This window comes from Qipengyuania sp. MTN3-11 (assembly GCF_042851825.1).
Taxonomy (GTDB): Bacteria; Pseudomonadota; Alphaproteobacteria; order Sphingomonadales; family Sphingomonadaceae; genus Qipengyuania.
Genome location: NZ_BTGM01000001.1, coordinates 785,672 through 798,545 on the forward strand (window position 1 = coordinate 785,672; position 12,874 = coordinate 798,545).

Sequence of the window (12,874 nt, forward strand, 5' to 3'; positions counted from 1 at the left end):
AACCGCCGACGCTCGGGTGTTCGGGCAGGTAGTCGGCAGCCTTTCCGTCCTGAACGAACGAGAATCGGGCAATGCGGCCTGTTTTCGTGCGGTACACTTCGGTCGATTGCATCGTGTGAGCAACCGAGGCGGTAGCTCGCCTGCATTGACGCGCAATGCGGCTCGATGCGCGCCAGGATGGCGGCTTCCAACCTTGGGCAGCTTTGAAAAACTGGTGGGCGCGGCAAGGATTGAACTTGCGACCCCACCCGTGTGAAGGATGGGAATAACGGAAATCTGCGGCTTTCTAGAAGAAGAAAATCCGTTGAAAACAATGTCTGATGCTCGCCGGTGTTCGCCGCTGTCCACCCAAGTTTTTCATGTTTTTTTCATGGATTTTAGGATAGCGATTCCGGATGCCAGATTTGAGTCGCATCGGGGATCGTGAAAAGCTGAAGCCGAAATCGGGTGATGAGCCGCACTGGCACCGCCTACGCCAAGGCATCTACCTTGGTTATCGGCCATCGAAGAAGAGCGACAGGGGCACATGGTTCGCTAGATTTTACGACGCGGACACCAATCGCAACAAGCGCAAGCGGCTCGGCGATTATGGCACGGTTACCGGTCATGACGTCTTCAAGCAGGCCAAGGCCGATGCAGAGGCCTGGGCTTTAACTGTGGAGTCCGGCGGCGAACTCGCCCGCGACATGGTGACGGTGAGGGATGCCTGCGTCGCTTACCTAGAGGAAAAGCCCAATTCGATCGCCGAAGGCGTGTTCCGGAGACACGTCTATGACGATCCCATTGCCAAGGTGAAGCTCGACAAGCTTCGGCGGCACCATTTGCGAAGCTGGCGCAAGCGCCTGGAACATGCGCCCGCCTTGTTGACCCGGACTAAGGAGGGCGGGAAGCGCTGGAAGGAGCGAGCGAAGTCGACGGTGAACCGCGACATGGTGCCGTTGCGCGCGGCGCTGGGGCGTGTCCTTACGCCCGGTTCCCCCAATACCGATGCCGCATGGCAGGAGGCGCTCAAGCCCTTCAAGGGTGCGGACAAACCCCGAGAACTGTATCTGGACAAGGGCGAGCGGAAGAAATTGATCGATACCGCCTGCGAGGAAGCGCGGCCGTTCCTAAGGGCGCTATGTCTCCTGCCTCTGCGTCCCGGCTCGCTTGCAAGCCTAACCGCGCGAGATTTTGACAAGCGCACCCGAACACTCACAATCGGCAAGGACAAGAACGGCATCCCGCGGCAGATTTCCTTACCCCAAGTCATTGCCGATTTCCTTGCTGCTCAGGTGAAGGGCAAACTGCCGACCGCGCCGGTCTTTGCTCGGCACTCGGGCGACGCCTGGAACAAGGATACCTGGAAACACCCGATCAAGGACGCTGTGAGGGGGGCGAACTTGCCGGAAGCTGTGTCCGCCTACACCTTACGCCATAGCGTCATTACGGACCTTATACGCGTGCGCTTGCCTATTCTGACAGTTGCGCAGCTATCCGGGACAAGTGTCGCCATGATCGAGAAGCACTATGGCCATCTTGTGCGCGACGATGCCGAAGACGCGCTGGCGACTTTAACCCTCTAGATTAAGATTGGGCGATCAGATCGCCGACATCATTCATAACATGGTCAGGGGGAGAGGATTCGAACCCAGAATAGCTCTCCACCGTAACCGCAGATTTCCGCTGGTTCTGCAGTATTGCCCGCCCGTTGTGCAGGGCTTGTGTGTATTGTCGAGTGCCCGTTTCTGGCTTCTCCACAGCGGCTCCCAGCGCCGGCACCTTTGATGGCGCCTCATAAGGCGCAAGGCACCGCTGCTGTCCGGCTTCCCGCGTCGAATTAACTCGCTGCGTTGTCGCGCGGGCTCGGCGAGGCTAGCACCGACACAACACTTATTTGGGGGCTAAGTTGCGGATCATTTCGAATGCTGGGGGCGAGCGGGTGATCGACCGGCTTCGTCAGTCGGGCGGCGATATAGACGTCCTCACTAGCGGCATCACCGTATTCGGCGCCTCTGAAGCCTTCGGCAGGACGACGGGCAATCAGTTGCAGCGCCTGCTCCTAGGTGCTGGCGGCTTGCAGCAGGAGCTGTCGGGAGGTCACAACGACCGTAAGCGCCGAAATGCACTCGAAACACGTGCGCTATGTCGCCAGCTCTCTATGCTCCTGCATGGAGCGCAGGTTCGGCAAGCTGGATTGCCACCGGCGCAATCCGTTGTGCTGGGGCCGTCGTCGGCCCTTCTGGGAAACTGCGATCTGACGACTGCGGGGTTGGGCATCGCCCCGCAGGCTTCCCTCGGATTCGTACAGGAAACCCAATCGGCCGAGGAACTAGAGCATTTGCGCCAATGGTTCAGAACCCAATGGCTTCACGCCGACCCCGGTGGTGATGCAGTCCAGGCGTTGCTGCGCGCCGCAGGGGATGGCGCAGGAGAGCACCCCGCACAGAGTGTCTATTTTCAGGGGCTCTTCCACCTGTTTGCCGAAATGGAAGAAGCGACCGACGAGCATAGAATCGTGGATTCCGCCACTGGCATCCGCGAAACCACCGTCTGGTCGAAGCTTTACCGGTTCCAGAAGGACGGTGTTATCGGGGCGATTGACAAGCTGCAGCGTTTCGGGGGCTGCATACTCGCGGACAGCGTCGGGCTCGGTAAGACGTTCGAAGCCCTCGCGGTCATCAAGTACTTCGAGTTGCGGAACGCCCGGGTGCTCGTGCTGGCGCCCAAGCGTCTGCGGGACAACTGGACCCTTTGGACCCAGAACGACATGCGCAACATGCTCGCTTCTGATCGGTTCGCGTTCGATGTGCTCAATCACACCGACCTCTCACGCGAACAAGGGCAATCCGGCGAGATCGATCTGAGCCATATCAACTGGGGCAATTACAACCTGGTGGTGATCGACGAGAGCCACAATTTCCGGAACCGTCCGGCTGGCAAGGGCGAGCGGGAGAGCCGGTACGACAAGCTGCTCAACGCGGTGGTCAAAGCCGGCGTCGACACCAAGGTGCTGATGCTGTCGGCAACTCCGGTGAACAACCGCCTCAACGATCTCAAGAACCAGATCGCCTTCGCGACTGAAGGCGACGATCGTGCGCTGGCCGGGCACGGTGTGCCGAGCATCGCGGGCACAGTGCGCATCGCGCAGGGCCAGTTCAACCGGTGGCAGGACCTGCCCGACGCCAGGCGCTCGCCTGCGCGCCTGTTGGAGATGCTCGGCTTCGACTATTTTCGGCTGCTCGACCTGCTGACGATCGCGCGCAGCCGCAAACACATCGAGAAATATTATGGCACCGAGGAGACCGGCACCTTCCCCGCACGCCTCCCGCCGAAGAACATCTATTCCGATGTGGACCTGTCGGAAGGCTTCCCGCCCATAGGTGAGGTCAACACCGAAATCCGCCGCCTCAAGCTCGCTGCCTTCGCGCCGCTGCGCTACGTGATGGAGGATCGGCGTGAGGCCTACGACCGGCGCTACAGTCAGCAGACGGGCTCCGGTGCTAGCGTATTCCGACAGCTAGACCGCGAAGAAAGCCTGGTCGCCCTCATGCGTGTGAATCTGCTCAAGCGCATGGAAAGTTCGGTCCATGCCTTCGCTTTGACGATCGAGCGGCAGCTAGCCGCGGTGGAAGAGCTGATTGGTCGTATTGATGCTCATGACGATAGCATTGACGCTCCGTCGATCGACGATCTGGAGGATGATGACCCCGAGTTCGAACAGCTGTCCACCGGCAGCGTTCGGTGCCTGGCGAGGAAGGTCTGCCGCCCGAGGCCGCCGGCCGTGCGGTCGCTGAGTATCTCGAGGTGCTCGACGATGCGGCGTTCGGCGGCGCGACGCCGGTCACGCCCAAGCGGATCAACCTCACCGATCCTGCGGCGCGTTGGACGGCGGCAACGCGCGAGGCCGCCTTCTATTCCTACAGCACCAACTACCTGATCGACCTCGATCATGCGGTAATCGTCGATGTCGAGGCCACGACTTCAGTGCGGCAGGCGGAAGTGATCGCCCAGCGCCGGATGATCGAGCGAACGCAGGAGCGCTTCGGCCTCTGGCCCGAGCGGCTTGTTGCCGATGCGGCCTATGGTTCCGCGCCGAACCTGGGATGGCTGGTCGAGGACAAAGGCATCGAGCCGCATATCCCTGTGTTCGACAAGTCCGCCCGGAGCGACGACACCTTCGAGCGGTCCGCCTTCACCTTCGACCACGAGGACGACAGCTATATCTGTCCTGGCGGCAAACGGCTCCGTCCATCCAACCGTAACTTCAAGACGCCGCGCCCGCTCGCCAATGCCGATGGCTTCATCCGCTATCGTGCCCGCCAGCAGGACTGTTCGGCCTGCGATCTAAAGCAGCGCTGCACGCCCAAAATGCCAGCTCGCAAGATCATGCGCTCGGTTCACGAAGGTGCGCGCGACATGGCCCGCGATATCTCCGCGACCGATGCCTACGTGGTCTCACGCCGCCAGAGAAAGAAAGTCGAGATGCTCTTCGCTCACCTCAAACGCATCCTGAAGCTGGACCGCTTGCGCTTGCGCGGTCCCAACGGAGCGAAAGACGAGTTCCACCTCGCCGCCGCAGCCCAGAACCTTCGCAAAATGGCCAAGATGATCCCGCTGCAGAGGCTCGCAGCAGCCCGATAACGGAGGCGGACCTGCTCGTCCGCTATACGCAGCGCGTGCCGATCGTCCCCAGAGCCAACTTCTTCAACAGAATAAGAGCGCAAAGCCGACGTAGTGATCGACTGTTGTTGCAACTGCCGATAAAGTGCTTCCGACCGCCAATCGGAACCTTCTTATCTGGCCACTTTCGCTCCGACGAGGCGTTCAATGCTCTCGACCGTAATTAGAGCGCGATTGCCAACTTTGGTTCTAACCAAGTCACCTTTCTGCATCAGTTGATCAACCTTAGTGCGACCCAACCCTGTGGCTTGCATGGTTTGTGCAACTGACGCCGTTAGGTCCCCGGCTTTGATTGGAGGCACTCCCTTCTGAGTCCGTTTCTGACTTTGATGCGATGGTTTAGAAGCACTCTCTTGAGTTGTGGGGCCTCGCTTAGGCAGGGGACCTGACGCGCGAACGGATGGATCCGAGCAATAGCGATCTAGTATTTTGGTTAGCGACGCTTCCGAGAAACTTATACCGGTTATCAGCACTGACGGTATTCCTCCCTTGAGAGGTGATCCTTCGAGCCGGACGGTTCCGCCGTTCAGTGCCACTTGGATGTTTTCTGATGCTACGATCCGCTTCCAATCCTCAGGCGGAACTTGGGCATCGCGAACAATTTCGGTTGGCCCCGCAGCGGGCCTTATCTCCCGCACAAGAGCATAAGTCTTAACCAAGCCCGCGGCCGCGAAGTCAGCGAGGAGAGCATCAGCCCTGTCGAGATTCCTGGTTTTAACGAGTTCGACGGCTTTGGCTGGAAGGATCGGTTGATGGGCCGGCATGCTTTCTCTCGATTTTGAATAGCCGTGTGTGTCAGCCAATCGTGAAAAAAGCGGTAACCTTCTGGATCGCTACGGAAATGCTGGCCGATAGAGTTGGTGAAAGCTCGAAACCTTATCGCGCCGAAATCCCCGCCAGTGTTCGCGGATGTCCACGCAAGTTTTTCATGTTTTTTTCATGGCAACGCGGGCCATCTCTTCTAAGTCTTTGAAAAGATGGTGGGCGCGGCAAGGATTGAACTTGCGACCCCACCCGTGTGAAGGGTGTGCTCTACCACTGAGCTACGCGCCCGCTCTCCGAGGGGCCCTTGGCCGCCACCGGGGCAGGGGCGCGCCTTTACGATGCGAATCGCAACATAGCAATGGTGAGCGCGCTGCCTTTCAGGTGCCCAGGAAACGCGCGAGGCGTGTCAGCCAGCCTTCGCTCGGCACTCTGGCGGGACGTTTTGCGGAAGGGCATTCGAGGCACAGCGCCTGCATCCCCCGGACGGTGAGCAGCCGCTCGATATCGGCTGCCAGCGACGCCGCGGCGTCCCGCTCCCGCCGGGCGAACAGGGCAGCGACATCGGGGCGGGCCTCGGTATCGTCTTCGAGCAGCCACTGGCGCAGCAAGGTATCGTAAGTCCCCTCGTCGTCGGCGCCGAGATAGACCGGGTGCCAGGCATCGTCCGCGAGCCCGGCCTGGTCGGCGGCCCAGGCCATGGCATCGTCGAGCCCGCCGTACTGATCGACCAGGCCGATCTGGCGCGCGGCGCCGCCGTCCCATACGCGGCCCTGGCCGATCCGATCCACCTCGGCCGGGGTAAGGCCGCGCGAGCGGGCGACGCGGGCGAGGAAATCGCGGTAGCCGTCCTCGATCGAGGCCTGGAGGATTGCATCGACCTCCGGCGTCAGCCCGCCGATGATATCGGGCTGGCCCGACAGCGGCGTGGTCCGGACGCCGTCGAAGCCGACGCCCCATTCGCTCGCCAGATTCTCGAAGGTCGGCAGCACGGCGAAGATGCCGATCGAGCCGGTAATGGTCTCGGGTTCTGCAAAGATGCGGTCACCCGGCGTCGCGACCCAATAGCCGCCCGATGCCGCGACATTGGCCATCGACACGGCGACTGGAATGCCCCTGGCCTTGTGCCGCAGGATCGCGCGGCGGATCTCCTCGCTCGCCAGCACCGATCCCCCGGGGGAATCGACGCGCACCACCAGCGCCTTCAGATCGTGGTCGAGCGCTTCGTCGAGCAGGTCGGCGATGCGGGTGCCGCCCGCCGTGCCCGGACCGGCATCGCCATCGACGATCTCGCCGGCGACGGTGACCACGCCGATCGCCCCGCCGGCGGTGTCCTCGCCGAGATCGGCGAGCCAGGCATCGTAGCCGGTCGAGGGATAGGCGTCGGGCTCGTTGCTCCACGCATCCTCGCCGACAAGTTCGACGACGCGGGCATCGAATTCGGCGCGGCTGCCGAGCGTGTCGACGAGACCCGCAGCCTTCGCCGCGGTGCCGAAATCGCCGTTCGCCGCCCGAACCCAGGCGACCGGATCGCGGGTCGCGGTGTCGAGCTGGAGCGCCGGGCGGGCCTTCTTCACATGTGCCTGCCATTCCTCCCACAGCGCGCCGTAGAGCGCGGTGTAGTTCTCGCGCGACTCTTCCGACATGGAGCTGCGGGTGAAGGGCTCCACCGCGCTCTTGTAGGTACCCACCCGATAGACGCGGGCGTTGATGTTCAGCCGGTCGAGCAGTCCGCCGAAATACGGCTGGTGGCCGCCCGGGCCCGCGATGGCCGCACCGCCCAGCGGGTCCATCCAGATTTCGCTGGCATGCGAAGCGAGGAGGATGGAATCGTCGTAATAGGCGGTGGCGAAGGCGAGCACCGGCTTGTCCGCGGCGCGCACCCGGTCGAGCGCTTCGCCGATGGATTGGAGATGGACCTGTCCACCGCCGAGGAACCGATCGAGGTCGAGCACCACGGCGGTCACCCGCTCGTCGGTCGCCGCGGCATCGATCGCGCGGACGAGGTCGCGAGCCTCGAATTCGCGTACGGGGGCCTCGGCGGCGATAAGCGCTTGGAACGGATCGATGCGCGAGCGCTCCTCGACCACCGTGCCGTCGAGTTCGAGCAGCAGGGCCCCCTCGCGGACCTGCGCGGGGGACGGGCGGGCGGTGAGGACGGCGAACAGCGCGGCGAAGAACAGCAGCATGAAGAGGAGCACCAGCCCGTCCTTGATGCCCACCAGCAACCGCCACACTCCGCGTGCAAACCGCATTCAATCACTCCGTCGTTTCGTCTGCCACCCGTCTAGGGGGCCGGGCGTCCGAGGGCCACGCAAATATGCTTGAGCGTGCCACAGGGCTCGACTAGGGCTCTGCTCTTAATGATATCGCCGAGCGCCTCGACCGCCTCCGGCCGCTATCCCGCGGGTCGGCGGGCCTTCCCGCATCGCGACCTGACCGGGATCGGCCAGCTCGAGCGGCACGAGATCCTGTTCCTGCTGGACGAAGCGGAGCAGTGGATCGAGCTCAATCGCCGCCGCCAAAAGCATCACGATGCGCTGGCCGGACTGACTATCATCAACGCCTTCTTCGAGAATTCCACCCGCACGCTGCTGAGCTTCGAAATCGCCGGCAAGCGGCTGGGCGCGGACGTGGTAAACATGCATGCCGCGCAGTCGAGCGTGAAGAAGGGCGAGACTTTGATCGACACGGCGATCACCCTCAACGCGATGCGCGCCGATGCGATCGTCATCCGTCACGGCTCGAGCGGGGCCACCCAGCTGATCGCCGACAAGGTCGATTGCCCCGTCCTCAACGCCGGCGATGGCAGCCACGAACATCCGACGCAGGCGCTGCTCGATGCGCTTACGCTGCGCGAGGCGCTCGCCGAACGCGGCGATCCCAGCGAGGATTTCACCGGATTGAGGGTGACGATCTGCGGCGACATCCTCCACAGCCGCGTCGCCCGCTCCAACCTCTTGTGTTTGCAGGCACTGGGGGCATCGGTGCGTTTGTGTGCACCGCCGGCGCTGATGCCGGCGGGGATCGAGGCGATGGGTGGCGAGCCCTTCCACGATTTCGATGCTGCGCTGGACGGAGCAGACGTGGTGATGATGCTGCGCCTCCAGACCGAGCGGATGGAGGGTCAGTTCATCCCGTCCGCGCGCGAATATCACCATCTCTACGGGCTGACGAAAGATCGGCTCGAAAATGCCGCGCCCGAAGCGCTGGTGATGCATCCCGGGCCGATGAACCGCGGGGTCGAGATCGACAGCGAGGTTGCCGACATGCTCGACCGCTCGATCATCACCCGCCAGGTGGAGATGGGGGTGGCGATCCGCATGGCCTGCCTCGATGTCCTCACGCGCGGGGCCCGGGGCATCGCAGGCTGGACCGAATGAAGCAGGCCCGACCGATCGCGATCACCGGGGGGCGTCTCGTGCTGCCCGACGGCGTGCGCGAGGGCACGCTGAGGCTCGTCGACGGGCGGATTGCCGGTGTCGAGGAAGCTGCACGCGACGGCGACGAGGTCGTCGATGCGCGGGGGCGGCTGGTGGCGCCCGGCCTCGTCGACTTCGGCGTCTTCGCGATCGACAAGCCGGCGTTTCGCTTCGGCGGGATCACCCGCGCGGCGCTGATGCCGGACCAGTCGCCGCCGGTGGATTTGCCGAGCCGCGTCGCCCATATCGCCAAGAGCGGCAAGCCCGACCTGTGGGTCCATCCGCTCGCCGCCGCGACGCGCGGGTTGGCTGGCGAGAGCCTGGCCGAGATCGCCCTGATGCGCGCGGCGGGGGCCCGTGCGGTCGCCACCGGGCGCCGGTGGATCGGCGACAGCGGCACGATGCTGCGCCTGCTGCAATATTCGGCAATGCTGGACATGGTGGTGATCGCCCACGGCGAGGATGCCGGTCTGGCGGCCGGGGCGGTCGCCACGTCGGGCGAGATGGCGACGCGGCTCGGCCTGGCCGGAGCGCCGGCCGAGGCCGAGGCGCTGGCGATCGCCCGTGATCTGGCTCTGGCCGAGCTGGCGGGCGGAGCCATCCATTTCCGCCAGGTGACGACCCGGGCCGGTCTCGAACTGGTCCGCGCGGCCAAGGCGAAGGGGCTGCGGGTGACGGCAGGCGTCACGCCGGCTCATTTTATGCTCTCCGACCTCGCGACGGCGGAATTCCGCAGCTTCATGCGCCTGTCGCCGCCGCTGCGCTGCGAAGACGACCGTCAGGCGGTGATCGCGGCGATCGGCGACGGCACGATCGACGTCATCGCCTCCGGCCACGATCCGCGCGGTCCCGAAGACAAGCGGCTGCCCTTCGCCGACGCCGCGCCGGGAATGGCAGGCGCGGAATCCTTGCTTGCGATGACGCTGACGCTGGTGCGCGACGGGGTGATCGACCTCTTTCGTGCCTTCGAACTGCTGGCCGCGAACCCTGCGCGCCTGCTCGCGGTGGAGGCGGGACGGCTCGCGCCGGGCAGCGAGGCGGATATCGCTCTGATCGACCAGGAGAAGCCCTGGGTCATCGACAGCCGGATGATGGCGGCGACCGCCGGCAACACGCCATTCGACGGCCAGCCGACTCAGGGCCGGGTAACCGCGCTCTACAAGGGCGGTGTCGCGATCGAAGGCTAGGCGCGGGAAAAGGCCCGTCCCAGCGAATGGGGGGAAGAGCCATGTCACGGGGCAAGCCCGGCTGGTGTCAGCGGCGTGCGACTCTCACATCGTTGTCGATCGTGCCCGGAAGCGGGTTGTTGGCGGCATAGGCCAGACAGCCGCCGCCACCCTTGCTGACCAGACCGCACATATCCTTTGCCGACTGACGAGCGAACCCGCCGGCCGCGACGCGGTAGTAGATCTTGCCTTTGACGTTGGCCTTGGAGATGACCTTCTGGGCGCCTTCGAGCTCGGGATGGCGCTTCATGAAGAGCTTCCACGCGGCCTGGGCGTCCGACATCGAGAAATAGGAGCCGAGCTGGACGCGGTAGTCACCGGGTTTCATGACGAAACTCTTCCCGGCGCGCTGACGCGGGGTCGGCGCTTCGGCTTTCGCCACCCGGCTTGCATTGGCCTGCGGGACTGGAGCGGCAGTAGTCGCTTGAGCCGCCGCCTGACCGGCGATGCGCGGCACCACATTCTGGCGGACGGGTCCGGCTTGCGCACCGGGAAGACCCTGTACCATCTCGCGCGCGACGAAGCGCACTGCGGCGGGTCCGTTCGTGCGTTCGGTCTCCTCGGCAGTTGGAGCGACCGGTCCTTCGGGGAAGGCCGGAAATGCGACCGGTGTCGCCTGGGCGACGGCCGGCAATTCCTCGCTCGGGGCCACGGCGATCGTTTCCTCGACCGGAGCGACCGCCGCTGCTTCGGCGACCATCATTGCGTGGCTGGGATGGTTGGCGAGCGCGAGCTGCGTCGGCTGGCCGGGGTCGGTCGCGATGCCGGTCCCGAGCAGGTCGGCGACCCGGTGCTGGAACATCTCGGGCAGGGCCATCTGCGCCCAGTGACCGAGCCGTTCGCCAACCTGGTCGGCGGGGACGTCCTGTGCGGCCATCAGACGGGCCGACTGCCAGTCGCCCGTCAATGCGTAGGCGTAGGCGAGGTTCTGGCGCACCTTGGCGGTGTTGCGCCCATCGCGAAGGGCGTTGGCGAGGACGTGCACGCCCTGCTGCGGTCGCCCGGCGAGCGCCACGGCGAGGCCGAAGTCGGCGGGATCGAGCGCGGCTTCGAAGCGGTCGAGCGTGACAAGCGCCTCGTTCGGATTGCCGGCAGCGATCTGAGCCAGCGCATAGGTGATGATCGTGCGGCGCGAGGTGTCGCCGAGCTCGATCGCTTCGCCGAGCGTCGTGGCGGCGGAAACGAAGCGCCCTGCCTCGACATAGGCGGCGCCGAGCAGTGCGCGTCCCGCGGCGTCGCGCGGTGCGGCCAAGACCGCAGCTTCGGCGAATTCGACGGCCTGCGAACTCTTGCCCTTGGCGAGCGCGGTTTCCGCCGCGGCAGCCGATGCGCTGGCGGGCGGTGCCACCTTGGCGCTGCAACCGGCGAGCGTCAGCGATGCCAGCGCGGTGCCGACGGCAAGGCGGACCATTGTCTTGTTCTTAACGGGCTTGCTCATCTGTCCCTCTCCATTCGGTGCGGGCTGGTCGTTCATGTCAGTCGCGCGAAACCTGCGCGGCGAGGTTGTCGATTTCGGGCATTTCGGCGAGCAACGCGTCGAGCGCATCGGTCACCAGGGCCTGTGCGCTCTTGCCATGCACGGTGCAGGCGAGGCGCAGCTTGAGATGCCGGCGCTGGTCGAGCCGCAACGTGAAGGCGGCACGCTTCGTACCCTGCGTTTTCGCATGGGTTGATGGACTGGTGGCGGAACGCGCCCGGGGCGCTTCGAGGCGCTCGGCGATCCGCTCGATCGTCTCGCGCACCGGGCTGGCGACGTCGGAGGAGGGCTCGGTGTCGCGCTTGAGGGTGACGACCCGAGCGGGGGTGTCGTCGCCATCCGTGTCGCCCATGTCGTTCCAGCCAAGATCCTCGAGGCCGGCGGCGGCCTGCTTGCCGTCGAGACTGGGGGAAGTGCTCTGCGGACGCATGGCGGGCTTGGCGCCGCCCTTGCGCGCGAGAAGCGTGGAGGAAAGAGAGGCGAAGCTGGTCTCGCTCATGTCCGTAACTCCGTCGGGCTCCCTTCGGTTTACTGCGCCACCCGGCGGCCGAAGCCCCCGGCGGGCCGGTGCACGCCCTGCATCAGCGATTGCGAATTGGGGTTGGCGAAAACGGTACGGCGGAAGTTTTTCTCCAGTCGGTCGGACATGTATTTCCACAGCGCGGCTACTTCGGCGGCGCTGCGGCTCTCGGGATCGACTTCCATCACAGTGCGGCCGTCGATCATCGAGGCGGCGAAATCGGTGCGGTGGTGAAGCGTGATCGGCGCGACCGTGCCGTGCTGGCTGAGCGCCACCGCGGCTTCGGAGGTGATCTTGGCCTTGGGGGTGGCGGCGTTGACCACGAAGACCAGCGGCTTGCCGGCGCGCTCGCACAGATCGACAGTGGCGCCCACGGCCCGCAGGTCGTGCGGGCTGGGGCGAGTGGGGACGACGATGAGCTCGGCGACGCCGATGACCGACTGGATCGCCATGGTGATCGCGGGTGGCGTGTCGATGACGGCGAGCTTGAAGCCCTGCTGGCGCAGAACCTGGAGATCGCTGGCGAGCCGCGCCACGGTTGTCTGGGCGAAGGCGGGATATTCGGCCTCGCGCTCGTTCCACCAATCGGCGAGCGAGCCCTGCGGATCGATGTCGATCAGCACGACCGGCCCCGCCCCGGCGCGCTGTGCCTGGACGGCGAGATGTCCGGAAAGGGTGGTCTTGCCCGATCCGCCTTTTTGCGATGCCAAAGCCAGTACTCGCACGGCCTGGTCCCCCTGCTGAAACGCCCTGAAGTTCGTGTCCGATCGCCCCGGCATGGAGCGGTCTTGGCAGGGAATTCGCA

Annotated in this window: 7 protein-coding genes, 2 tRNA genes and 2 pseudogenes; 5 read left to right on the forward strand and 6 right to left on the reverse strand. The window is 64.7% G+C overall.

What is annotated here, in order from left to right; genetic code table 11:
* Positions 1–212: 212 nt before the first annotated feature.
* Positions 213–350 (reverse strand) — tRNA-Val (locus tag ACGHN1_RS03770).
* A 45-nt stretch (positions 351–395) separates the two neighbouring features.
* On the opposite strand from ACGHN1_RS03770, the gene ACGHN1_RS03775 reads away from it, so the two are divergent.
* The 3 genes and pseudogenes from ACGHN1_RS03775 to ACGHN1_RS03785 form a co-directional block, all read left to right on the forward strand.
* Entirely contained in the window at positions 396–1,565 is a 1,170-nt protein-coding gene (locus ACGHN1_RS03775) for a tyrosine-type recombinase/integrase (RefSeq protein ID WP_390548458.1), read from the forward strand.
* A 902-nt stretch (positions 1,566–2,467) separates the two neighbouring features.
* A pseudogene (locus ACGHN1_RS03780) lies at positions 2,468–3,046 on the forward strand (SNF2-related protein); the annotation flags it as partial.
* 647 nt (positions 3,047–3,693) lie between these two features.
* Positions 3,694–4,623: pseudogene (locus ACGHN1_RS03785) on the forward strand (transposase); the annotation flags it as partial.
* 1,017 nt (positions 4,624–5,640) lie between these two features.
* Here the strand turns inward: ACGHN1_RS03785 and ACGHN1_RS03790 are convergent.
* Together ACGHN1_RS03790 and sppA are read right to left on the reverse strand one after the other, a co-directional pair.
* Positions 5,641–5,715 (reverse strand) — tRNA-Val (locus ACGHN1_RS03790).
* A gap of 89 nt (positions 5,716–5,804) precedes the next feature.
* Positions 5,805–7,679 (reverse strand): signal peptide peptidase SppA, encoded by a 1,875-nt coding sequence (gene sppA, locus ACGHN1_RS03795; RefSeq protein ID WP_390548460.1) that lies wholly within the window; start codon positions 7,677–7,679, stop codon positions 5,805–5,807.
* A 108-nt stretch (positions 7,680–7,787) separates the two neighbouring features.
* On the opposite strand from sppA, the gene ACGHN1_RS03800 reads away from it, so the two are divergent.
* Both ACGHN1_RS03800 and ACGHN1_RS03805 read left to right on the forward strand, forming a co-directional pair.
* Positions 7,788–8,807 (forward strand): aspartate carbamoyltransferase catalytic subunit, encoded by a 1,020-nt coding sequence (locus ACGHN1_RS03800; RefSeq protein ID WP_390548462.1) that lies wholly within the window; start codon positions 7,788–7,790, stop codon positions 8,805–8,807.
* Positions 8,804–10,033, forward strand: a complete 1,230-nt coding sequence (locus ACGHN1_RS03805; RefSeq protein WP_390548464.1) for a dihydroorotase family protein — start codon at positions 8,804–8,806, stop codon at positions 10,031–10,033. The genes ACGHN1_RS03800 and ACGHN1_RS03805 overlap by 4 nt, the downstream gene beginning before the upstream one ends.
* 67 nt (positions 10,034–10,100) lie before the next feature.
* Here the strand turns inward: ACGHN1_RS03805 and ACGHN1_RS03810 are convergent, their stop codons facing one another.
* Genes ACGHN1_RS03810 through ACGHN1_RS03820 form a run of 3 tightly spaced genes read right to left on the reverse strand, consistent with a single transcriptional unit; the run spans position 10,101 to position 12,794 of the window.
* A complete protein-coding gene (locus tag ACGHN1_RS03810; protein WP_390548466.1) occupies positions 10,101–11,546 on the reverse strand; it encodes an SPOR domain-containing protein in 1,446 nt (481 codons plus the stop codon).
* Position 11,547: 1 nt separating this feature from the next.
* Entirely contained in the window at positions 11,548–12,048 is a 501-nt protein-coding gene (locus ACGHN1_RS03815) for a hypothetical protein (RefSeq protein ID WP_390548467.1), read from the reverse strand.
* Between the two features lie 29 nt (positions 12,049–12,077).
* The gene (locus ACGHN1_RS03820; protein WP_390548469.1) at positions 12,078–12,794 is read right to left on the reverse strand and encodes an AAA family ATPase; all 717 of its coding nucleotides are present in this window, start codon (positions 12,792–12,794) and stop codon (positions 12,078–12,080) included.
* Positions 12,795–12,874 lie beyond the last annotated feature (80 nt).

Excerpts from the sequence above, each read along its gene's own strand:
- ACGHN1_RS03775 (WP_390548458.1), top strand. The coding sequence starts at position 396 with ATGCCAGATTTGAGTCGCATCGGGGATCGTGAAAAGCTGAAGCCGAAA.
- sppA (WP_390548460.1), bottom strand. The coding sequence starts at position 7,679 with ATGCGGTTTGCACGCGGAGTGTGGCGGTTGCTGGTGGGCATCAAGGAC.
- ACGHN1_RS03800 (WP_390548462.1), top strand. The coding sequence starts at position 7,788 with ATGATATCGCCGAGCGCCTCGACCGCCTCCGGCCGCTATCCCGCGGGT.
- ACGHN1_RS03805 (WP_390548464.1), top strand. The coding sequence starts at position 8,804 with ATGAAGCAGGCCCGACCGATCGCGATCACCGGGGGGCGTCTCGTGCTG.
- ACGHN1_RS03810 (WP_390548466.1), bottom strand. The coding sequence starts at position 11,546 with ATGAACGACCAGCCCGCACCGAATGGAGAGGGACAGATGAGCAAGCCC.
- ACGHN1_RS03815 (WP_390548467.1), bottom strand. The coding sequence starts at position 12,048 with ATGAGCGAGACCAGCTTCGCCTCTCTTTCCTCCACGCTTCTCGCGCGC.